This window comes from Bacillus sp. DTU_2020_1000418_1_SI_GHA_SEK_038 (assembly GCF_032341175.1).
In the GTDB taxonomy this organism is placed as follows: domain Bacteria; phylum Bacillota; class Bacilli; order Bacillales; family Cytobacillaceae; genus Cytobacillus.
In genome coordinates, this window is the sequence record NZ_CP135435.1 from 571411 (window position 1) to 594921 (window position 23511).

17 protein-coding genes, 3 rRNA genes and 1 riboswitch are annotated in these 23511 nt (G+C 42.6%); of the genes, 18 read left to right on the top strand and 2 right to left on the bottom strand.

Going from position 1 to position 23511, the window contains the following annotated elements; translation table 11 throughout:
• Positions 1 to 308 precede the first annotated feature (308 nt).
• From RRV45_RS03020 to purD, 16 genes are all read left to right on the top strand, one after another.
• Positions 309 to 1858, top strand: a 16S ribosomal RNA gene (locus tag RRV45_RS03020).
• Positions 1859 to 2313: 455 nt separating this feature from the next.
• A 23S ribosomal RNA gene (locus RRV45_RS03025) occupies positions 2314 to 5249 on the top strand.
• Between the two features lie 193 nt (positions 5250 to 5442).
• Positions 5443 to 5559: ribosomal RNA gene (gene rrf, locus RRV45_RS03030) — 5S ribosomal RNA — on the top strand.
• Together the 16S, 23S and 5S rRNA genes form the textbook arrangement of a ribosomal RNA operon.
• Before the next feature lie 551 nt (positions 5560 to 6110).
• Positions 6111 to 6632 (top strand): DUF2179 domain-containing protein, encoded by a 522-nt coding sequence (locus RRV45_RS03035; protein WP_315668912.1) that lies wholly within the window; start codon positions 6111 to 6113, stop codon positions 6630 to 6632.
• Positions 6629 to 6832 carry an NETI motif-containing protein gene (locus RRV45_RS03040; protein WP_315667273.1) on the top strand — a complete coding sequence of 68 codons (204 nt, stop codon included), beginning with the start codon at positions 6629 to 6631 and terminating at the stop codon, positions 6830 to 6832. Before RRV45_RS03035 ends, RRV45_RS03040 begins: the two co-directional genes overlap by 4 nt.
• A gap of 93 nt (positions 6833 to 6925) precedes the next feature.
• A riboswitch (purine riboswitch) is annotated at positions 6926 to 7026 on the top strand.
• A gap of 141 nt (positions 7027 to 7167) precedes the next feature.
• On the top strand, positions 7168 to 7653 hold the full coding sequence (gene purE / locus RRV45_RS03045; protein WP_315667274.1) for a 5-(carboxyamino)imidazole ribonucleotide mutase: 486 nt from the start codon (positions 7168 to 7170) through the stop codon (positions 7651 to 7653).
• Complete coding sequence (gene purK / locus RRV45_RS03050) at positions 7640 to 8779, top strand: 5-(carboxyamino)imidazole ribonucleotide synthase (RefSeq protein WP_315667275.1); 1140 nt, start codon at positions 7640 to 7642, stop codon at positions 8777 to 8779. The genes purE and purK overlap by 14 nt, the downstream gene beginning before the upstream one ends.
• Positions 8780 to 8798: 19 nt before the next feature.
• The gene (gene purB / locus RRV45_RS03055) at positions 8799 to 10091 is read left to right on the top strand and encodes an adenylosuccinate lyase (protein WP_315667276.1); all 1293 of its coding nucleotides are present in this window, start codon (positions 8799 to 8801) and stop codon (positions 10089 to 10091) included.
• 186 nt (positions 10092 to 10277) lie between these two features.
• Entirely contained in the window at positions 10278 to 10532 is a 255-nt protein-coding gene (purS, locus tag RRV45_RS03060) for a phosphoribosylformylglycinamidine synthase subunit PurS (protein WP_315667277.1), read from the top strand.
• Positions 10529 to 11212: a phosphoribosylformylglycinamidine synthase subunit PurQ gene (gene purQ, locus RRV45_RS03065; RefSeq protein WP_315667278.1), complete on the top strand. Its 684-nt coding sequence runs from the start codon at positions 10529 to 10531 to the stop codon at positions 11210 to 11212. Before purS ends, purQ begins: the two co-directional genes overlap by 4 nt.
• Positions 11196 to 13415: a phosphoribosylformylglycinamidine synthase subunit PurL gene (gene purL, locus RRV45_RS03070; RefSeq protein WP_315667279.1), complete on the top strand. Its 2220-nt coding sequence runs from the start codon at positions 11196 to 11198 to the stop codon at positions 13413 to 13415. The genes purQ and purL overlap by 17 nt, the downstream gene beginning before the upstream one ends.
• Positions 13400 to 14818 (top strand): amidophosphoribosyltransferase, encoded by a 1419-nt coding sequence (gene purF / locus RRV45_RS03075; RefSeq protein WP_315667280.1) that lies wholly within the window; start codon positions 13400 to 13402, stop codon positions 14816 to 14818. Before purL ends, purF begins: the two co-directional genes overlap by 16 nt.
• Before the next feature lie 402 nt (positions 14819 to 15220).
• The gene (gene purM, locus RRV45_RS03080; RefSeq protein WP_315667281.1) at positions 15221 to 16246 is read left to right on the top strand and encodes a phosphoribosylformylglycinamidine cyclo-ligase; all 1026 of its coding nucleotides are present in this window, start codon (positions 15221 to 15223) and stop codon (positions 16244 to 16246) included.
• Positions 16246 to 16818 carry a phosphoribosylglycinamide formyltransferase gene (gene purN / locus RRV45_RS03085; RefSeq protein WP_315667282.1) on the top strand — a complete coding sequence of 191 codons (573 nt, stop codon included), beginning with the start codon at positions 16246 to 16248 and terminating at the stop codon, positions 16816 to 16818. The genes purM and purN overlap by 1 nt, the downstream gene beginning before the upstream one ends.
• Positions 16819 to 16889: 71 nt before the next feature.
• Positions 16890 to 18425 carry a bifunctional phosphoribosylaminoimidazolecarboxamide formyltransferase/IMP cyclohydrolase gene (gene purH, locus RRV45_RS03090; protein ID WP_315667283.1) on the top strand — a complete coding sequence of 512 codons (1536 nt, stop codon included), beginning with the start codon at positions 16890 to 16892 and terminating at the stop codon, positions 18423 to 18425.
• An 18-nt stretch (positions 18426 to 18443) separates the two neighbouring features.
• The gene (gene purD / locus RRV45_RS03095; protein WP_315667284.1) at positions 18444 to 19715 is read left to right on the top strand and encodes a phosphoribosylamine--glycine ligase; all 1272 of its coding nucleotides are present in this window, start codon (positions 18444 to 18446) and stop codon (positions 19713 to 19715) included.
• Here purD and RRV45_RS22060 read toward each other — a convergent pair.
• On the bottom strand, positions 19693 to 19806 hold the full coding sequence (locus tag RRV45_RS22060; protein WP_410489324.1) for an EYxxD motif small membrane protein: 114 nt from the start codon (positions 19804 to 19806) through the stop codon (positions 19693 to 19695). The genes purD and RRV45_RS22060 overlap by 23 nt on opposite strands.
• Before the next feature lie 290 nt (positions 19807 to 20096).
• On the bottom strand, positions 20097 to 20372 hold the full coding sequence (locus tag RRV45_RS03100; protein ID WP_410489325.1) for a YgaP family membrane protein: 276 nt from the start codon (positions 20370 to 20372) through the stop codon (positions 20097 to 20099).
• A 179-nt stretch (positions 20373 to 20551) separates the two neighbouring features.
• Here RRV45_RS03100 and RRV45_RS03105 point away from each other — a divergent pair, with 179 nt between their 5' ends.
• A complete protein-coding gene (locus RRV45_RS03105; protein WP_315667285.1) occupies positions 20552 to 22294 on the top strand; it encodes an adenine deaminase C-terminal domain-containing protein in 1743 nt (580 codons plus the stop codon).
• A 150-nt stretch (positions 22295 to 22444) separates the two neighbouring features.
• On the top strand, positions 22445 to 23506 hold the full coding sequence (locus RRV45_RS03110; RefSeq protein ID WP_315667286.1) for a DUF3048 domain-containing protein: 1062 nt from the start codon (positions 22445 to 22447) through the stop codon (positions 23504 to 23506).
• Positions 23507 to 23511: the final 5 nt, after the last annotated feature.

Sequence of the window (23511 nt, forward strand, 5' to 3'; positions counted from 1 at the left end):
TCGATACAATTCGAATCTCTATTTTTATACACATAAATATAGTGGATAAAAATGGTTGATTATTTTTTTGTATTTAGTGTTGACGATGAATCTAGGCGGTGGTATTATATAAAAACAGTCGCTGACAAGTTAATAACATTTTTGATAATAAAAAAAGTTGTTGACATCACGGTTGAGAAAATGATATATTAATAAAGTCGCTTCTGAGCGACAAGATAGTTCTTTGAAAACTGAACGAACAAAAACGTCAACGTTTAACTTTTAGTCTTTTTATAAAAAAAGACATTATGAGCTAATCAACTCACAATTTATTGGAGAGTTTGATCCTGGCTCAGGACGAACGCTGGCGGCGTGCCTAATACATGCAAGTCGAGCGAACTTGCGGGAGCTTGCTCCCAAAAGTTAGCGGCGGACGGGTGAGTAACACGTGGGCAACCTGCCTGTAAGACTGGGATAACTTCGGGAAACCGGAGCTAATACCGGATAATTCTTTTCTACTCATGTAGGAAAGCTGAAAGATGGCTTCGGCTATCACTTACAGATGGGCCCGCGGCGCATTAGCTAGTTGGTGAGGTAACGGCTCACCAAGGCAACGATGCGTAGCCGACCTGAGAGGGTGATCGGCCACACTGGGACTGAGACACGGCCCAGACTCCTACGGGAGGCAGCAGTAGGGAATCTTCCGCAATGGACGAAAGTCTGACGGAGCAACGCCGCGTGAGTGATGAAGGTTTTCGGATCGTAAAACTCTGTTGTTAGGGAAGAACAAGTACCGGAGTAACTGCCGGTACCTTGACGGTACCTAACCAGAAAGCCACGGCTAACTACGTGCCAGCAGCCGCGGTAATACGTAGGTGGCAAGCGTTGTCCGGAATTATTGGGCGTAAAGCGCGCGCAGGCGGTCCTTTAAGTCTGATGTGAAAGCCCACGGCTCAACCGTGGAGGGTCATTGGAAACTGGGGGACTTGAGTGCAGAAGAGGAGAGTGGAATTCCACGTGTAGCGGTGAAATGCGTAGAGATGTGGAGGAACACCAGTGGCGAAGGCGACTCTCTGGTCTGTAACTGACGCTGAGGCGCGAAAGCGTGGGGAGCGAACAGGATTAGATACCCTGGTAGTCCACGCCGTAAACGATGAGTGCTAAGTGTTAGAGGGTTTCCGCCCTTTAGTGCTGCAGCAAACGCATTAAGCACTCCGCCTGGGGAGTACGGCCGCAAGGCTGAAACTCAAAGGAATTGACGGGGGCCCGCACAAGCGGTGGAGCATGTGGTTTAATTCGAAGCAACGCGAAGAACCTTACCAGGTCTTGACATCCTCTGACAATCCTAGAGATAGGACTTTCCCCTTCGGGGGACAGAGTGACAGGTGGTGCATGGTTGTCGTCAGCTCGTGTCGTGAGATGTTGGGTTAAGTCCCGCAACGAGCGCAACCCTTGATCTTAGTTGCCAGCATTCAGTTGGGCACTCTAAGGTGACTGCCGGTGACAAACCGGAGGAAGGTGGGGATGACGTCAAATCATCATGCCCCTTATGACCTGGGCTACACACGTGCTACAATGGATGGTACAAAGGGCTGCAAGACCGCGAGGTTTAGCCAATCCCATAAAACCATTCTCAGTTCGGATTGCAGGCTGCAACTCGCCTGCATGAAGCCGGAATCGCTAGTAATCGCGGATCAGCATGCCGCGGTGAATACGTTCCCGGGCCTTGTACACACCGCCCGTCACACCACGAGAGTTTGTAACACCCGAAGTCGGTGGGGTAACCGTAAGGAGCCAGCCGCCTAAGGTGGGACAGATGATTGGGGTGAAGTCGTAACAAGGTAGCCGTATCGGAAGGTGCGGCTGGATCACCTCCTTTCTAAGGAAGATTTGAAGTACTTGATACTTCAATAAAAGACGTTTCTTGTTCGTTCAGTTTTGAGAGAATTATCTCTCAAAACATCATTGCTCCTGCGCCGCAGTAGATTCGAGGATGTATTCCTCAGCTCGTCGCAAGGCAGCATGAAGAATTGCTACGATGCGAAATCACGATGTGATTGAAATCAGTAGCCTTGTTCCTTGAAAACTAGATAATGATTATGAAGAAGCAATAACCGAGTAATCGCCATTTTAGTATTTCTCTCTATTTTATATAGAGTTAAAAACCAACCAATCACGAGAATAGCAATTAATGTATTCACAAATCGTGAGGGAAATGAGAAGCAAGCAGATCAAGGAAGCGACCGAGCGAGCACCGGAACGTACGCAGTTGGTACGTGAGGAGCACAGCGAGAGAGCTGACGCAGAGATGCGCCGCTTATCATTTGCCGAACAGGTTAAGTTAATAAGGGCGCACGGTGAATGCCTTGGCACTAGGAGCCGATGAAGGACGGGACTAACACCGATATGCTTCGGGGAGCTGTAAGTAAGCTTTGATCCGGAGATTTCCGAATGGGGGAACCCACTGTTCGTAATGGAACAGTATCTTTACCTGAATACATAGGGTATTGAAGGCAGACCCGGGGAACTGAAACATCTAAGTACCCGGAGGAAGAGAAAGCAAACGCGATTCCCTGAGTAGCGGCGAGCGAAACGGGATTAGCCCAAACCAAGAGGCTTGCCTCTTGGGGTTGTAGGACACTCTATACGGAGTTACAAAGGAACGAGGTAAATGAACAGGTCTGGAAAGGCCGGCCAGAGAAGGTAAAAGCCCTGTAGTTGAAACTTCGTTCCCTCCAGAGTGGATCCTGAGTACGGCGGGACACGTGAAATCCCGTCGGAAGCAGGGAGGACCATCTCCCAAGGCTAAATACTCCCTAGTGACCGATAGTGAACCAGTACCGTGAGGGAAAGGTGAAAAGCACCCCGGAAGGGGAGTGAAATAGTTCCTGAAACCGTGTGCCTACAAGTAGTCAGAGCCCTTTAACGGGTGATGGCGTGCCTTTTGTAGAATGAACCGGCGAGTTACGATTACATGCAAGGTTAAGTTGAATAGACGGAGCCGCAGCGAAAGCGAGTCTGAATAGGGCGAATTGAGTATGTGGTCGTAGACCCGAAACCAGGTGACCTACCCATGTCCAGGTTGAAGTCCAGGTAACACTGGATGGAGGACCGAACCCACGCACGTTGAAAAGTGCGGGGATGAGGTGTGGGTAGCGGAGAAATTCCAATCGAACTTGGAGATAGCTGGTTCTCTCCGAAATAGCTTTAGGGCTAGCCTCATGTTGTTAGAATCTTGGAGGTAGAGCACTGTTTGGACTAGGGGCCCTCATCGGGTTACCGAATTCAGACAAACTCCGAATGCCAAAGATTTATCCATGGGAGTCAGACTGCGAGTGATAAGATCCGTAGTCAAGAGGGAAACAGCCCAGACCACCAGTTAAGGTCCCAAAGTATACGTTAAGTGGAAAAGGATGTGGAGTTGCTTAGACAACCAGGATGTTGGCTTAGAAGCAGCCACCATTTAAAGAGTGCGTAATAGCTCACTGGTCGAGTGACTCTGCGCCGAAAATGTACCGGGGCTAAACGTATCACCGAAGCTGTGGATGGACATCTGCGATGTCCGTGGTAGGAGAGCGTTCTAAGGGCGTTGAAGCTAGACCGTAAGGACTGGTGGAGCGCTTAGAAGTGAGAATGCCGGTATGAGTAGCGAAAGATGGGTGAGAATCCCATCCACCGAATGCCTAAGGTTTCCTGAGGAAGGCTCGTCCGCTCAGGGTTAGTCGGGACCTAAGCCGAGGCTGAAAAGCGTAGGCGATGGACAACAGGTTGATATTCCTGTACCACCTCTTTACCGTTTGAGCAATGGGGGGACGCAGGAGGATAGGGTAAGCGCGCTGCTGGAATAGCGCGTCTAAGCAGTTAGAGTGCAAGCGAGGCAAATCCCGCTTGCGTTAAGCTTGAGCTGTGATAGCGAGGGAAATATAGTACCGAAGTTCCTGAATCCACACTGCCAAGAAAAGCCTCTAGCGAGGGAAAAGGTGCCCGTACCGCAAACCGACACAGGTAGGCGAGGAGAGAATCCTAAGGTGAGCGAGAGAACTCTCGTTAAGGAACTCGGCAAAATCACCCCGTAACTTAGGGAGAAGGGGTGCTCATTTGGGTGAATAGCCCGGATGAGCCGCAGTGAATAGGCCCAGGCGACTGTTTAGCAAAAACACAGGTCTCTGCGAAGCCGCAAGGCGAAGTATAGGGGCTGACGCCTGCCCGGTGCTGGAAGGTTAAGAGGAGGGGTTAGCGCAAGCGAAGCTCTGAATTGAAGCCCCAGTAAACGGCGGCCGTAACTATAACGGTCCTAAGGTAGCGAAATTCCTTGTCAGGTAAGTTCTGACCCGCACGAAAGGCGTAACGATCTGGGCACTGTCTCAACGAGAGACTCGGTGAAATTATAGTACCTGTGAAGATGCAGGTTACCCGCGACAGGACGGAAAGACCCCGTGGAGCTTTACTGTAGCCTGATATTGAATTTCGGTACAGCTTGTACAGGATAGGTAGGAGCCTTGGAAGCCGGAGCGCCAGCTTCGGTGGAGGCATTGGTGGGATACTACCCTGGCTGTATTGAAATTCTAACCCGCGCCCCTGATCGGGGCGGGAGACAGTGTCAGGTGGGCAGTTTGACTGGGGCGGTCGCCTCCTAAAGAGTAACGGAGGCGCCCAAAGGTTCCCTCAGAATGGTTGGAAATCATTCGAAGAGTGTAAAGGCATAAGGGAGCTTGACTGCGAGACCTACAAGTCGAGCAGGGACGAAAGTCGGGCTTAGTGATCCGGTGGTTCCGCATGGAAGGGCCATCGCTCAACGGATAAAAGCTACCCCGGGGATAACAGGCTTATCTCCCCCAAGAGTCCACATCGACGGGGAGGTTTGGCACCTCGATGTCGGCTCATCGCATCCTGGGGCTGTAGTCGGTCCCAAGGGTTGGGCTGTTCGCCCATTAAAGCGGTACGCGAGCTGGGTTCAGAACGTCGTGAGACAGTTCGGTCCCTATCCGTCGTGGGCGCAGGAAATTTGAGAGGAGCTGTCCTTAGTACGAGAGGACCGGGATGGACGCACCGCTGGTGTACCAGTTGTCTTGCCAAAGGCATAGCTGGGTAGCTATGTGCGGACGGGATAAGTGCTGAAAGCATCTAAGCATGAAGCCCCCCTCGAGATGAGATTTCCCATAGCGTCAAGCTAGTAAGACCCCTGAAAGATGATCAGGTTGATAGGTTTGAGGTGGAAGCGTGGCGACACGTGGAGCTGACAAATACTAATCGGTCGAGGACTTAACCACATTTAGTATGATTACTCGAATAACTTCTTCAGCATTATCTAGTTTTGAGGGAACAAACCTCAACAATTGTATTCATTGAATATTAATTGTAAAACATAGTACATTGAACGTCTGCTCCTGCGCCGCAGCATATTCAGGAAGTAATTCCTCAGCTCGTCGCAAGCCAGCAGGGAAGTTTAATCAATGTCGTAGGCTTAGTGGCGATAGCGAAAAGGTCACACCCGTTCCCATCCCGAACACGGAAGTTAAGCTTTTCAGCGCCGATGGTAGTTAGGGGCTGTCCCCTTGTGAGAGTAGGACGTCGCTAGGCAAACTAAAGAACATCTATATGATGTTCTTTTTTTGTGCGTAAAATTAGAATGGTAATTTTATGAGCATCATGGAACGAATTTTACAAAAAGCTCATTGAAAACACTCACCATGAGAGGTTCATGGAACGTATTTAACTAAGCCCTCATTAAAAACGATTGCCATGAAAGGTTTATGGAACGCGTTTGGCTAAGAATTCACCGAAAACGCTCACCATGAGAGTTTCATGGAACGCATTTTGCTAGACCTCGCCCAAAACGTTCACCATGAAAGAACTTCATAGGTCGTATCTTAATCATAAACCTCAGTAAACCTTTTCAAATCGATTGAAAGCAAAACTATTTAAAAAAGGAAAACAAGTTCTACATTCCCCTTTTTATTACTGGATTGTAATTTTAATAACAAATTATTTTATTCACTTCGCAAACTCAACATTCTCCTGTACAATTATATTTCAATATAGGAGTAAATTTATGTGGGTATAAAAATATATTGGTTAGAGGGATGACAAATTAGGGGGAGGGGCTTGTTTTGCTGGAAAGTGGATTTTTAATGATAATTATTATTCTTTTAATCAATATTGTGTATGTATCCTTTTTTACGATTAGAATGATATTAACGTTAAAAGGTCAAAGATACTTGGCTGCTTTTATTAGCACGATTGAGGTGGTCATCTATGTAGTTGGACTTGGATTGGTTCTGGATAATCTAAACCAAATTCAAAATTTAATTGCTTATGCGGTTGGATATGGGATTGGTGTAATTGTCGGTATGAAAATTGAAGAGAAGCTTGCCCTCGGTTATATTACCGTGAATGTCATAACGAAGGAGTATGATGCGGATATGCCAAAAATGCTAAGAGATAAAGGCTATGGTGTTACAAATTGGGCAGCTAATGGGCTGGAGGGCGACCGAATGGCACTGCAGATCCTAACGCCAAGAAAATATGAATTAAAGCTTTATCAGACGATTAAAGAGCTTGATCCGAAAGCGTTTATTATTGCCTATGAACCGAAAACCATTCATGGAGGCTTCTGGGTAAAAAGTGTAAAGAAAGGAAAGTTATTTTCATGAGCAAAGGAAAAAAGAAAATGGTTTTTGAAGTGCAGGAAAATGAAACCATTGATATGTGTTTAGACCGGATAAAGAATGCAGGTTATGTACCAATTAGAAGAACAGAAAAGCCGATTTTTGAGGAAAAAAAGATAGGTCAATCCACTACCTATGAGCCAGTAGGACGCCAGATTGTGTTTGAGGCAAAAGTAATCGAATGATAAAACACGAACGATACATTATTAAAGTTTTTTATTGTTCGATTATTAGTTGACATGACTATCTATTGTTGTTAAGATGTGCATATAAGTAATAAATGAAGCGAATAATACCCTCGTATAATAATGGGAATAGGCCCATGAGTTTCTACCCAATAACCGTAAATTATTGGACTATGAGGGAAAGTAAATATGCCTGGCGTAAATAGGAATTCATCCTGTTCTATTTAGGTGTGTTCCTGTATGCTTTTTTGCCCAGACAAATACTTTCTCTCTTTAAGGAAAGTATTTGTGTGGGCTTTTTATTTAGAAAAAACAAAGAGCTGGAGGAAAGAAAGATGGCAGAAGTTGTAGTGATCATGGGCAGTAAATCAGATTGGGAAACGATGAAGCATACTTGCGATATCCTTGATGAGCTTGGAATTCAATACGAAAAAAAGGTTGTTTCCGCCCATCGAACTCCAGATCTTATGTTTGAATATGCGGAAAACGCGAGAGAAAAAGGCATTAAAGTAATTATCGCCGGGGCTGGAGGAGCTGCTCATCTACCGGGTATGGTTGCAGCAAAAACGACACTTCCTGTAATTGGTGTACCAGTCCAATCAAAAGCGCTAAATGGTTTGGACTCTTTACTCTCAATCGTCCAGATGCCAGGAGGAGTGCCGGTAGCAACGGTGGCAATTGGCAAAGCAGGTGCGACTAATGCCGGTTTGCTTGCAGCACAAATCTTAGGCTCTTTCGATTCGAAACTAGCAGCCAGACTTGAACAAAAAAGAGAAAACACGAAACAAGAAGTTTTAGAAAGTAGTGATGAGCTTGTCTAATAAAGTGATTTTACCAGGGCAAACGATTGGAATTATTGGCGGCGGACAATTAGGGAGAATGATGGCTATTGCCGCAAAAGCACAAGGCTTTAGGATTGCTGTGCTTGACCCGACTGAAGATTCACCTTGTGGGCAAGTAGCGGATCATGCCATTATCGGCGAATATGACAGCATTGATTCCATAAAGGAACTGGCAAAAGTAAGTGATGTCATCACGTATGAATTTGAAAATATTAACGCAGATGCCTTGGATTGGCTTTGTACCAACACCTATGTCCCCCAAGGATCAGCATTGCTTGAAATGACACAGGACCGGACAAAGGAAAAAGCAGCCATCCAGAAGGCAGGCGCAGAAGTTGCTCCTTATGCAGTCATCGAAACTATAGATGATATTAATAAACACATAGGAAGCCTTGGATTTCCAGCTGTCTTAAAAACAGCAAGAGGCGGCTACGATGGAAAAGGGCAATATGTAATTAGAAATGAACAGGAAATTACTGAAGCAGCGAAGCTACTTGAAAACGGAATTTGTGTCCTGGAGAAGTGGATTCCGTTTGAAAAAGAAATCTCAGTTATTATTTTTCGTAGTGTATCTGGAGAAACTGCTGTTTTACCAGTTGGAGAAAATATTCATAAAGATAATATTCTGCATCAAACAATCGTACCGGCAAGAATATCGGAACAGGCAAAGGAAAAAGCCGTCCATGCAGCAAAGCAGCTTGCAGAAGCATTCGATCTTGTCGGAACATTGGCAGTCGAGATGTTTTTAACAGGTGATGATCATATTTATATCAATGAACTTGCACCAAGGCCGCATAATTCAGGGCATTATTCCATTGAAGCTTGCGAAACCTCGCAGTTTGAGCAGCATATCCGTGCAGTTTGTAATTGGCCACTTGGCAGTACAGAGCTATTAAAACCGGCAGTAATGGTAAACATATTAGGAGAACATCAGGAACCATTATTAAAGAAGATTCCTACTTTAACGGACTGGAAGATTCATTTGTACGGTAAAAAGGATGCCAAACATAAACGCAAAATGGGTCATGTAACTCTTTTGCGAGATTCAGTTGAAACGGCAATTGGTGAAGCTGAGGATAGCGGCATTTGGTCCGATGTGAAATAAAAGATCGGAGGCTAAAAGGATGATTGAACGCTATACAAGACCAGAAATGGGCGCAATTTGGACGGAGGAGAACCGGTTTCAAGCATGGTTAGAGGTTGAAATCCTTGCATGTGAAGCCTGGGCAGAGCTTGGCGATATTCCAAAAGAGGATGTTCAAAAAATCCGCGAGAATGCTTCCTTTAATATGGATCGCATTAAAGAAATCGAGGAAGAGACAAGACATGATGTCGTGGCTTTTACCCGTGCCGTTTCTGAGACACTCGGTGATGAAAGAAAATGGGTTCATTACGGATTAACATCAACAGATGTTGTGGATACGGCTCTTTCCTACCAAATTAAGCAAGCCAATCAAATCCTTCTTAAAGATCTTGAACGTTTCGTTGAAATTTTGAAAAACAAAGCACAAGAACATAAATATACAGTTATGATGGGCCGTACGCATGGTGTCCATGCAGAACCAACTACTTTCGGACTGAAGCTTGCCCTTTGGTATGAGGAAATGAAGCGTAACGTAAATCGCTTTAAGGAAGCCGCTGAAGGCATAGAATTCGGAAAAATTTCAGGAGCCGTTGGAACATACGCAAATATTAATCCCTATGTGGAGAAATATGTATGCGAGAAGCTTGGCTTGAAACCAGCACCTATTTCAACACAGACATTACAGCGTGACCGCCATGCGCACTATATGAGCACAATCGCTTTAATTGCCACATCCATTGAAAAATTTGCGACAGAAATCCGCGGACTTCAAAAGAGTGAAACTCGTGAAGTTGAGGAGTTTTTTGCAAAGGGTCAAAAAGGCTCATCGGCTATGCCGCACAAGCGAAACCCGATTGGTTCAGAAAATATGGCTGGGATGGCAAGAGTGATTCGCGGTTATATGCTCACTGCCTACGAAAACGTAGCATTATGGCACGAACGAGATATCTCTCATTCCTCTGCCGAAAGAATCATCATTCCAGATGCAGCCATAGCCTTAAATTATATGCTTAATCGCTTTGGCAATATAGTAAAGAATTTAACCGTATTCCCTGAAAATATGAAGAGAAATATGGACCGCACTCTAGGATTAATTTACTCGCAGCGCGTTTTACTCGCTCTTATCGATAAAGGGCTCACTCGCGAAGAAGCGTATGACACTGTTCAGCCGCGTGCGATGGAAGCATGGGAAAATCAAGTTCAATTCCGCAGCTTGATCGAGCAGGATGAGACGATTACTGCAAAGCTCTCCTCCAAGGAAATTGATGATTGCTTTGATTATCATTACCACATCAAGCATGTCGATACGATTTTTGAGCGATTAGGTCTTTAAAAAGATAACTTTATCTCTTATTAATGAAAAAAATACCAATCCTCACGCTATGGTGCTATTTGTTTAAAAATGAACACTGTTATACGAAAGAAATAAAAAGCTAAATAAAAATATTTTCTGCACAGATTTTGGAAGTTTAACTAATGCAAATAAAAAAATGATAGCCAAACTGGGAGGCCAAACAGTATGTACAAAGTAAAAGTATTCGTCACATTAAGAGAAAGTGTTATCGATCCTCAAGGGACAGTTGCAAAAGATTCGCTTCACAAGCTAAATTACGGCGAAGTGTCCGATGTTCGTATTGGTAAATATGTAGAGTTAACTTTAGAAAAAACAGATCGAAATATCGATGAAATCGTGAATGAAATGTGTGAAAAATTATTAGTTAACTTGAATGTTGAAGATTACCGTTATGAAATCGAGGAGGTAGTTGCTCAGTGAAGCTAGCGGTCATTGCTTTTCCAGGTTCCAATGATGTTGATATGTACAATGCTGTAAAAGATGTTCTAGGTGAAGAGGTCGAGGTCGTTAGCCATGAGGCGGATAGCCTTGAAGGTTTTGACGGAATCATCCTTCCAGGCGGCGCGTCATTTGGGGATTATCTACGTCCAGGTGCCATTGCATGTCACAGTCGAATTATCGAAGAAGTAAAAAAAGCTGCAGAAGCAGGAAAGCCTGTAATTGGCGTAAGCAACGGGTTCCAAATCTTATTAGAAGCAGGTATTCTTCCAGGAGCCATGAAACAAAATGAAGGCTTAGAGTTTATTTGCCGTTCAGTTGAGGTGAAAGTTGAAAATAATGAGACGATGTTCACATCCGAATATCAACAAAATGAAGTTCTTTCACTTCCAATTGCACACTGGAATGGCAATTACTATTGTGATGAAGAAACACTTAAAAGTTTAATAGAAAATAAGCAAATTGTATTTACGTATAACGGCTCTAACCCGAATGGAAGCCTTGAAAATATCGCTGGGATTACGAACGAAAAAGGGAATGTTTTAGGAATTATGCCTCATGCGGAGAGAGCAGTTGAGGAGATAATCGGAGGATTGGATGGTTTGAAGCTTTTTCAATCGATCGTGAAAAATTGGAGGGAAGCACATGTCGCTAATGCTTGAACAAAGTCCAGAACAAATTAAAGCAGATAAAATTTATAGAGAAATGGGTTTGACGGATGAAGAATTTGCGATGATTGAGAAAATTCTCGGCCGCCTTCCAAACTACACAGAGACAGGTCTATTTTCCGGCATGTGGTCTGAACACTGCAGCTATAAAAGCTCTAAACCGATTTTAAGAAAATTCCCTACAACGGGTGAAAGAGTTCTTCAAGGTCCAGGGGAAGGAGCAGGAATTGTTGATATTGGCGATGAGCAAGCGGTTGTTTTCAAAATCGAAAGCCATAACTCTCCATCCGCTATTGAGCCTTATGAAGGTGCTGCAACAGGTGTTGGAGGAATTCTTCGCGATGTCTTTTCAATGGGAGCAAGACCAATTGCCGCACTGAATTCTTTACGCTTTGGTGAATTAGATTCGCCGCGTGTGAAGTATCTATTCAAAGAAGCGGTTGCTGGTATTGCTGGCTATGGGAACCGTATTGGTGTGCCAACTGTTGGTGGAGAAGTTCAGTTTGATCCAGCCTACGAAAAAAATCCGCTAGTGAACGCAATGGTTGTTGGGTTGCTTGACCATAAGGATATTCAAAAAGGACAGGCTCGTGGAATTGGAAACACGGTGATGTATGTCGGAGCACCAACAGGCCGCGATGGAATTAATGGAGCATCCTTCTCTTCAGCTGAATTAAAAGACGAACCAGTTGAAGAACGCTCTGCAGTTCAAGCAGGTGATCCGTTCTTAGAGAAGCGTCTAATGGAAGCTTGCCTTGAGTTAGTTCAATCAGATGCGCTGATTGGTATTCAAGATATGGGGGCAGCTGGCTTAACGAGTTCTTCGGCTGAAATGGCAAGTAAAGCAGGGTCAGGAGTAGAAATGAACTTAGACCTTGTTCCTCAGAGAGAACCTGGAATGTCGGCTTTTGAAATGATGCTTTCTGAATCACAAGAGAGAATGCTGATTGTTGTAAAAGTTGGCAGAGAGCAAGAAATCACCGATCTTTTTGCGAAATATGATCTTGAGGCCGTTTCAATTGGAAAAGTAACAGACGATAAAATGCTCCGTCTGCTGCACAAAGGTGAAGTCGTAGCAGAACTACCTGCTGATGCATTAGCAGAGGATGCACCAGTCTATAATAAGCCATCACAAGAGCCGGCATATTTCCGTGAGTTCCAAGCAATGGATAATGATATTCCTGCGGTTAGTGATTATAAAGAAACGCTTGTTAAGCTTCTTGAGCAACCAACGATTGCTAGTAAGGAATGGGTATATAATCAGTACGATTATATGGCTGGTACGAATACAGTTGTTGCCCCTGGCTCTGATGCAGCGGTTGTTAGAATCCGCGGAACACGCAAAGGCTTAGCGATGACAACGGACTGTAATGGACGCTATGTATATCTTGATCCAGAAACAGGCGGAAAAATTGCCGTTTCCGAAGCAGCGAGAAATATCGTTTGCTCTGGCGGAGAGCCTATAGCAGTGACGGATAACTTAAACTTTGGCAGCCCTGATAACCCAGAGATTTTCTGGCAAATCGATAAATCTGCTGATGGAATTAGTGAAGCATGCCGCAAATTAAACACTCCAGTTATTGGCGGAAATGTTTCCTTATCCAATCAATATGACGGGAAAGCTATTTATCCAACACCTACAATTGGCATGGTCGGCCTCCTTAAAGATATTGACCACGCAACAACTCAATATTTTAAAGAAGCAGGAGATCTAATCTATTTATTAGGTGAAACGAAAGATGAATTCGGCGGAAGCGAATTGCAAAAATTAACGTACGGAAAGATTTTTGGAAAAGCGCCTGAACTGGATTTAGATATTGAAGAAAAGTATCAGAAACAAGTACTAACTGCCATTCGCGCGGGAATAGTAGCTTCTGCTCATGATTTGTCTGAAGGTGGATTGGCCGTTGCCATTGCTGAAAGCTTAATGGGTGCAAAAGGCCTTGGTGCAAATATTGAGATTTCAGGAAATATTGTGTCTGCCTTATTCAGTGAATCTCAATCTCGTTTCTTACTTTCGGTTAAAAAAGAAAACCAAAAAGAATTTGAAGGCTTGGTTGATGCAAAACTACTTGGTGAGGTTACAGATACAGGAGTTCTTCAAATTAATTCAGAAGAAAAGGAAACTGTGCTTACCGAGCAAGTTGATGTACTTCGACAAGCCTGGAAAGGGGCTATTCCATGCCTGCTGAACTAGAAGGTCTACAAGAAGAATGTGGAATTTTCGGTGTATGGGGTCATACAGATGCATCACAAATAACGTATTATGGCCTTCATAGCTTACAGCATCGGGGTCAAGAGGGAACTGGAATTGTTGTAACGGATGGGTCCAAGCTAAGAGGCGTAAAAGGCGAAGGGCTTGTGAATGAGGTATTTACAGCTGAATCGATGAAAGAATTAGCAGGCAGCTCAGCCATTGGCCATGTAAGGTATTCAACTAACGGAGGAAGCGGATATGAAAATATCCAGCCCCTCCTATTCCATTCACAAAGCAGCAGCAGCATGGCTCTTTGTCATAACGGAAGTTTAATCAACGCTAAAGCATTAAGGAATCAGCTTGAAAACCAAGGAAGTATTTTTCAAACGAGTTCGGATACGGAAATCTTAGCTCACCTTATTAGAAGAGGCGGATTTACTTCTTTAAAAGATCGGGTGAAAAATGCTTTATCGATGTTAAAAGGGGCCTACGCTTTCCTAGTCATGACTGAAACAGAATTAATTGTGGCTCTCGATCCGAACGGCATGAAGCCTCTTGCACTCGGAAAGCTGGGAGACGCATATGTCGTAGCATCTGAAACATGTGCCTTTGATATTATCGGAGCAAAATTTGAACGCGATATTCAGCCTGGAGAACTGCTTGTTATTAGTGACGAAGGGCTCCATTCGGAAATATTTTCAGTGGCATCACAAACAGCCATGTGTGCGATGGAATACATTTATTTTTCACGGCCGGATAGTAATATTAACGGGATCAATGTTCATTCTGCTCGGAAAAGACTTGGGAAGCAATTGGCACTTGAAGTTCCGATTGAAGCAGATGTGGTTACAGGTGTTCCAGACTCTAGTATTTCTGTCGCGATTGGATATGCAGAAGCAACTGGAATTCCATATGAAATGGGACTCATCAAAAATCGCTATGTGGGACGGACATTTATTAAACCTTCACAAGCTCTCAGAGAGCAAGGTGTAAAAATGAAGCTTTCTCCTGTTCGAGGTGTTGTAGAAGGGAAACGGGTGATCATGGTAGATGACTCGATTGTTCGCGGAACAACGAGCAGAAGAATTGTTAATTTGCTTCGAGAAGCAGGTGCAACAGAAGTGCATGTAGTAATTAGCTCTCCTACCATTAAAAATCCATGCTTCTATGGGATTGATATGTCCACTAAGAGAGAATTAATTGCTGCTAATCATTCAGTAGAAGAAATTAGAGAGATTCTGGGTGCGGATTCTTTAACCTTTTTAAGTGTAGAAGGAATGGTTGAAGCGATTAATAAAAATGAATCCGGTGAATCGCATGGCCTTTGTCTTGCTTGCTTTACAGGCAATTATCCAACTGAAATCAATCCGGTTAAAAGCGAAGAAAAAGTTCCGGTTGGTTAGAGTTTGTTTGCGAAACTAGGGTTTGTTTGCTGAACTAAGGAGTTTGTTTGCGGAACTTAAGGGTTTGTTTGCGAAACTTAAGGGTTTGTTTGCGAAACTAGGGTTTGTTTGCGAAACTAGTTAAGCTTTCAGTGAGCATAGAATTTTTAAAGATTTTGATGAATAATCCAGGACATAATTTGAGATGAATTTGATAAAGCGGCATTGAAAGATGTCGCTTTTGTTTTGAACTGATTAAAGAATAAACTTTCGTTTTTGAGAAATGTCTAGCTCCAGCGCCTACCCCCTCGAGGTCATAAGCCGTTCCACCCAGAAAGGTAAAGAACACCTTTCCGTGCGGACCGTCTTATGCTTGTCGGGGGTGAGCAAGGCGCTTGCGCTTTTCGAATAGGAGGACTAATAATGGCAAATGCATATAAGCAGGCTGGTGTCGATATTGAAGCAGGCTATGAAGCTGTATCGCGTATGAAAAAACATGTAGAGAAAACGATTCGCCCGGGTGTTTTCGGTGGGTTAGGCGGTTTTGGCGGGATGTTTGATTTATCGGTTCTAAATTTAAAGGAGCCTGTTCTTGTATCGGGTACAGACGGAGTAGGAACGAAATTAATGCTTGCATTTATGATGGATAAACACGATACAATTGGTATTGACGCTGTCGCTATGTGTGTAAACGATATCGTTGTCCAAGGGGCAGAGCCAATTTATTTCTTGGACTATATTGGGTGCGGAAAAGCTGAGCCATCCAAAATTGAGGCAATTGTTAAAGGAATCGCAGATGGGTGTGAACAAGCAGGTTGTGCACTAGTTGGAGGCGAAACAGCTGAAATGCCGGGCATGTATACGGAAGAAGAGTATGATCTTGCCGGATTTGCTGTCGGTGCATGTGAAAAGTCAAACATTATCAGTGGCAAAGATATTAAAGCTGGAGATGCACTAATCGGTCTTGCTTCAAGCGGAATCCACAGTAATGGATATTCTTTAGTTAGAAAATTATTTTTTGATCAAGCAAACATGTCGTTAACGGACCATGTTGATGAATTAGGCTGCACATTAGGTGAAGAGCTTCTACGTCCGACGAAAATTTACGTAAAGCCGATCCTTTCTGCATTAAATAAATTCAAGATTAAAGGGATGGCTCATATTACTGGCGGCGGTTTTATCGAAAACATTCCGCGCATGCTTCCTGAAGGCTTAGGTGCACAATTAAAAGAAAGCAATTGGGAACTACCTGCTGTCTTTAAGTTAATGGAGAAGATTGGCGAATTAGACCGTAAAGAAATGTACAATATTTTTAATATGGGAACAGGAATGGTCTTAGCAGTAGACCAAGAAATTGCACATGATGTGATCTCCCATTTTAATGAGAACGGCGAAAAGGCTTATCTGATCGGAACAGTAACTGATAAAGAAGGAATTGAGATTTTATAATGAAAAAGATTGCAGTATTTGCTTCAGGCAGCGGTACGAACTTCCAAGCCATAATTAATGCAGTTCATAAAGGTGAGCTTCAAGCTGATATTCAATTGCTTGTATGTGATAAGCCCGATGCATTTTGCATTAAACGGGCTGAAAAAGGGAATATTCCTCAGTTTATTTTTACAGCTAAAGAGTACCCAAATAAAGAAGCCTATGAAAAAGTGATTTTGCAAAAACTTGAAGCTTTAAATGTTGAATATATTATTTTGGCTGGCTATATGAGACTAATTGGACAAACTCTTCTGAGGGCATTTGAGGGAAAAATCGTTAATATTCATCCTTCCTTGCTGCCTGCTTTTCCAGGAAAGGATGCTATTGGTCAAGCATTTGAAGCGAAAGCAAGTGTTAGCGGTGTAACCGTTCATTTCGTTGATGAAGGAATGGATACGGGCCCGATTATTGCTCAGCAAGAGGTTGAAATTAGCTCAGGCGAAACGAAGGAAAGTCTTGAAGCTAAAATCCACGGGATTGAACATCAGCTTTATCCAGCAGTTTTACAAAAGTTGCTAACTAACAATTTGTAATAGCTCTTTCATCTGATTGAGCGGGACATTAATGAATAAGAGAAGGCATAATTTTTTGGAGGGCAAACTTGATGAAGAAAAGAGCATTAATTAGCGTTTCTGATAAAAGTGGAGTCGCTGAATTCGCAAAGGCATTAAGCGAATTAGGGTTTGAAATTCTTTCCACAGGCGGTACCAAAACTGCCTTGGAAGAGATTGGGCTTCCTGTGACAGGTGTCAGCGATGTTACTGGTTTTCCAGAAATATTAGAAGGACGGGTCAAGACATTAAACCCACTCATCCATGGAGGATTATTAGCTAAGTTTGATGAGCCTAGCCATAAGAAACAATTGGATGAGCACCAAATTCAGCCGATTCATGTCGTATGTGTAAATTTATATCCTTTCCAGCAAACCATTGCTAAGCCAGACGTAACTGTTGAGGATGCAATTGAAAATATTGATATCGGCGGACCTGCTATGCTTCGCGCCTCAGCCAAAAACCATGAGTATGTAACGGTTGTTGTCGATCCTTCCGATTATGAAACTGTTTTAAGTCAATTAAAGCAAAACGGTGAGGTGGAAAAGGAAACTCGCCGTAAGTTAGCTGCAAAGGTATTCCGTCATACAGCAGCTTATGATGCAATGATTGCAGAATATATGACGAAGCTTGCTAATGAGGAAGCGCCTGAAAAATTAACAGTTACTTATGAATTAAAACAAACATTGCGATATGGAGAAAATCCACATCAGAAGGCATCTTTTTACCGGAAGCCGTTAGGCTCTGAGTTTTCGATTGCGAATGCCCAGCAATTACATGGAAAAGAATTATCCTATAATAACATAAATGATGCGGATGCAGCCCTTCAAATTGTAAAGGAATTTACAGAACCAGCGGCAGTCGCTGTCAAGCATATGAATCCTTGTGGGATTGGAAATGGAGAAACAGTTTACGATGCTTTTACAAAGGCATTTGCTGCTGATCCTGTTTCGATTTTTGGCGGAATTATTGCATTCAATAGAGAAGTGGACGAAGCAACAGCACAAAAATTATATGAAATTTTTCTAGAAATCATTATTGCTCCTTCTTTTTCAAAAGAGGCTTTAGAGATTTTAAAAGGGAAAAAGAATCTTCGCCTTTTAACGATTCCATTCTCTAAACAGAATAAAGAAGAAGTAAAGTTAACATCTATTGAAGGTGGATTATTAATTCAGGATTTTGACCTGTACACACTAGATCAAGCAGAAATCACGATTCCAACGAAAAGACAGCCTTCCGAGGAAGAATGGAAAGCACTGAAGCTTGGCTGGAAGGTCGTTAAACATGTGAAATCCAATGCTATTGTTGTGAATAACGCAGAAATGACCCTTGGAATTGGCGCTGGCCAAATGAATCGTGTAGGTGCAGCGAAAATTGCTTTAGAACAAGCAGGGGAAAAAGCAAATGGAGCAGCCATGGCATCCGATGCCTTCTTCCCTATGGATGATACAGTTGAAGCGGCAGCAAAAGCTGGCATTACAGCTATTATCCAGCCAGGCGGATCTGTTCGTGACGAAGATTCAATCAAAAAAGCGGATGAGTACGGAATCACGATGGTATTCACGGGCGTTAGACACTTTAAACATTAAAAGTGGGGGATGTTTATAATGAACGTACTAGTAATAGGAAGAGGCGGCCGTGAGCACGCTATATGCAGAAAGCTTTCTGAAAGTCCGTCAGTAGAGAGAGTATTTGTTGCGCCGGGAAACCCAGGCATGGAGGACATTGCTGAGCTTGTAGCCATTACGGAAAACGCACAAGATCAACTCGTCCAATTTGCGAAAGAACATGAAATTGGACTAACTGTGATTGGACCAGAAGTTCCCCTGCTTGAAGGTTTGTCAGATCGTTTCCAGGAGGAAGGCTTAAAGGTATTTGGTCCGAAAAAGGAAGCGGCAATCATAGAAGGCAGCAAGTCATTTGCTAAGGATTTGATGAAGAAATACAACATTCCTACTGCCGATTATGCGGTATTCTCCACATATAATGAAGCTAAAGCTTATTTAGAAGAAAAGGGTGCTCCTATTGTTATTAAGGCTGATGGTTTAGCCGCAGGTAAAGGTGTGACCGTTGCACTAACAATGGATGAGGCGAGACAAAGCTTAGAAGAAATGCTTCTAAATGAAAGATTTGGTGATGCTTCGTCTACTGTTGTCCTCGAGGAGTTTTTGACTGGAGAGGAAATTTCACTAATGGCTTTCGTTAATGGAGAAACAGTGATTCCTCTTGAGATTGCCCAAGATCATAAACGTGCCTTTGACGGGGACAAGGGACCGAATACAGGTGGAATGGGTGCTTATTCTCCTGTGCCTCATATAAGTGAAGACACGGTACAAAGGGCAATTGAAACAATAGTAAAACCAACAGCAAAAGCACTTGTTCAAGAAGGCCGGCATTTTTGCGGCGTTCTATATGCAGGTCTCATCATCACTGAAGCTGGCCCTAAGGTGATTGAATTTAATGCCCGCTTTGGTGATCCGGAAACACAGGTCGTTCTGCCAAGAATGAAATCAGATTTAGCTGAGGTAATGCTAGCTGTTATTAATGGAGACGCCCCTGCCATTGATTGGGATGAACAAGCTATGCTAGGAGTAGTCGCTGCTTCTGTTGGATACCCAGAGGAATATCAGAAGGGTGCCATTTTATCAGGCTTAGGGGATATTAGCAGCGATGTACTAGTTTTCCATGCGGGCACAGAAAAGAATAGTGCGGGGGAATTTATTACTAACGGCGGCCGGGTTTTCCTTGCAGCTGCAAAAGCAAATACTCTAAAAGAAGCACAGGATCAGGTTTATGCAGAATTAGGCAAGGTAAACTGTGACGGCATCTTTTACCGTAAAGATATCGGATATAAAGCTATCGCGCCCTTCTTTTCTTAGATCTGCGCATATAAGAATAGACGAGAGCTATAATGCTTCCAATTAATATGATTAGGACAAAGGACATATCAGTTAAATATTCTAAAAACATAATTGGCACTCCTTATTTTTTAGCCCCCATTTAGGGGGCTTTAATAATTGGGTTGAAATTAAGCGGAATCAAAGAGCGGTTAGTTTCCCGAATTTTTAAAGTTTCATGAAAAGGTGGAAACAAAGAGCGTTAAGTTTCCCAAAATATAAAGATTTCATGAAAAAGAGGAAACAAAGCGTGTTAAGTTTCCCGGAATATTAAAGTTTCATGAAAAGGTGGAAACAAAGCGCAGTTAGTTTCCCGAAATATTAAAGTTTCATGAAAAAGTGGAAACAAACAAGTCAAAACCATTATGTTGGGTTATACGGAATCATTTCACTTAAAGCACCGATTTCGTCTTTATCCTCATTCATTCGTTCCTGCCCGCATCGATAAAGGTCTGTAACAGGACAATATCTTACAATTCCTTCCGCCACCTTCATTGCTCCGAGCACAACCCAAATTAAATTAGATTGGCGCCAAGGTCTTTTGACAAGCTTTGCGGAGGCGCAGGATAAAACAGTAAGTCCGATAGTAATTCGGATTAATGCATTCACGATTCCAATATTAGGTTTGAAGTTCAACAACCTTCACCTTCTTTAAATTTTTTAAAAAGCTAAGCAATTCTTTAGTGCGTTAAATTGCGAAATATGTTAAGATAGTAGAAATGAAAGGGCTTTCTTTTTCTTTTTTTACCAATAAAAATTTATAACCCATACAAAAGTGACGGTTTTTAACAAATAGTAAAACAGGGGAGGGGAGCAAAGTGCTGGAACAGAGATTTCGTTGGAAAAACAAGCATTTGCGTGACCATGTTTCAGTATTAGATGGAAAATTGTCACCGACAATACTACTTAAAAATGCACGATATCTAAATCAGGCATTCCGTAAATGGATGACAGCAAACATTTGGATTTATAATGATCGCATCGTCTATGTGGGGGAGAGGCTTCCCGAGAAATTAGACGAATGCGAAATCATGGATTGTGAAGGTTTAATACTCGTTCCAGGATACATTGAACCCCATTCCCATCCGTTTCAATTATATAATCCCCATTCATTTGCCAGCTATGCATCTCAATTCGGGACAACAACCTTGATTAATGACAATATGGTTCTCGCTTTGCAATTAGATAAAAGTAAGGCGTTTTCCTTTATTGAGGATATGAATCATTTGCCGACATCGATGTATTGGTGGTGCAGATTTGATGCACAAACAGAAATACAAAATGAAGAAACGATATTCTCACATACCAATATTAAATCATGGCTTGAACATGATGCTGTTTTGCAAGGCGGGGAATTGACTGGCTGGCCGAAGCTATTAGACGGTGATGATTTAATTCTTCATTGGATACAGGAAACGAAGAGGAAAGGAAAGAAAATTGAAGGACACTTCCCTGGGGCATCAGAGAAGACGTTGGCAAAGCTTATGCTGCTTGGAACCGATTGTGATCATGAAGCGATGACAGGAAAAGATGTTTACAATCGTTTAATGCAAGGCTATACAGTTTCTCTCAGATATTCATCGATCCGCCCAGATTTACCTGTATTATTGGATGAAATGCATGAGCTAGGCATCAATCATTATGATCAAATAATATTTACAACGGATGGATCCTCTCCTGCTTTTTACGAACAGGGCATCATTGATCAGATGATACGAATAGCTATTGAAAAGGGAGTCCCGATCATGGACGCCTATAATATGGGAACGATAAATATTGCACGTCACTACAATATTGAACATTTGCATGGGAACATCGCAACTGGGAGAATCGCCAATATTAATTTCCTCACAGAAGAGACAAACCCCACTCCTGTTTCTGTTTTGGCAAAAGGAAAGTGGGTCAAGAAGAATGGGGAGCCGTTGGATGCTTATGAGTCAATAGATTGGGAAGATAAAGGCTATAAGCCTTTACAAATAGATTGGAATCTTGATTCCGATGATTTACAATATTCCATGCCGTTTGGAATCAATATGGAGAATACAGTCATTATGAAGCCATACTCCATCTCTATCGATATTTCGGCTGATGAGTTATCCTCTTCTCATGATGAATGTTTTTTCATGCTAGTTGATAAACATGGGAAATGGAGAATTAACACACTGATAAAAGGGTTTGCAACTAATTTAGATGGGTTTGCCAGTTCATTTTCCAATACAGGAGACTTTATCCTGATTGGAAAAAGTAAGCAGGATATGATCAACGCCTTTGATCGAATGAAAGAGATCGGCGGGGGGATTACAGTTTCGGAACAGGGACAAATTGTTCAAGAGATTCCCTTAAATATTATGGGCGTTATGTCCAGTGAAAGGGTTGAAAGTATTATTGAAAAAGAGAATCAGCTCCGCAGTTATTTAAGTGAAAAGGGCTATAAGCACGAAGATCCTATTTATTCTCTTCTTTTCTTTTCTTCAACCCATTTGCCATATATTAGGGTAACACAACAAGGAATATTTGATGTAATTAACAAAACAGTACTCTTTCCAACGATAATGCGTTAAAATGTAAAAGCGGAATAGTAGTTAATTATATATTGTAATCTGCATCTAGACTAACAGAACCAGAGTACCAAAGTATATTGAAATATCCTAACTCACTTCGTAAAAAATGATCGAGGCAAAAATCTTTTTAAATCTTACAGGGGTGTCTTCATGTCAAAACAATGGTTGGCTGCTTTTGCAGTAGTAATGCTGATAGTTTCAGGATGCAGTAAAAATGATAAAACGATCGTAAAGAACGAAGAAAATGATAGTGTAGAAACGGCAGGGGAGAAAGAGCAAGTCACCGAGGAGGAGGATTTTCCTTACCAATTTCCATTAACAGGTATTGGGTCTCGAGAACAGGTGGAAATGAGAGCAATAGCGGTCATGATCAATAACCACCCTCAAGCTCGTCCTCAATCAGGTCTTGGTCAGGCTGACATAGTCTATGAACTGCTTGCAGAAGGGGATGTTACGAGATTTCTTGCAATTTTTCAAAGCGAACAGCCAGAGGAAATTGGACCTATAAGAAGTGCAAGAGATTATTATATTGAATTGGCAAAAGGCTATGATAGTCTATATGTTGCTCATGGATATAGCCCAGATGCGAAAACGTTGATTGATAGAGGATATGTCGATAACTTAAACGGAATGAACTATGATGGGACGCTTTTCTATCGTTCCACTGACCGAAAAGCTCCGCATAACTCTTATTCTTCCTTTGAGAATTTCTTAAAGGGTGCTGAATTAAGAAATTATGACATGGAAAAAGCTCCTGCAGCGCTTACTTTTCTTGATAAACAAGAGATAGAAGCGTTAAACGGAGAAGAAGCCAAATCAGCTATGGTTTCTTATTTTAACAGCAAGCTCTTTAATTCAATCTATGAATATGATGAAACTCTTGAAAAGTATAAGCGGTATTCTAATGGTGAATTAACCGAAGATCAACAAACTGGCGAACCGGTGCTTATAGATAATATTTTCATCGTAGAAACAGAGCACAAGGTCATTGATTCTGCCGGTCGGAGATCTATCAACCTTATATCTGGAGGTAGAGGGTACTTGCTGCAGAAAGGACAATGGAAAGAGGTTGAGTGGCAAAGTATTGATGGGAAAATCCTGCCAATGCTGAATGGACAAATGGTCGGGCTTGTCCCAGGGAAAACATGGATTAATGTTATTCCTTCCAACCCAGGCTTGGAGCAAACTGTTTCTTTTGATGTAAAGGAATAGATTAT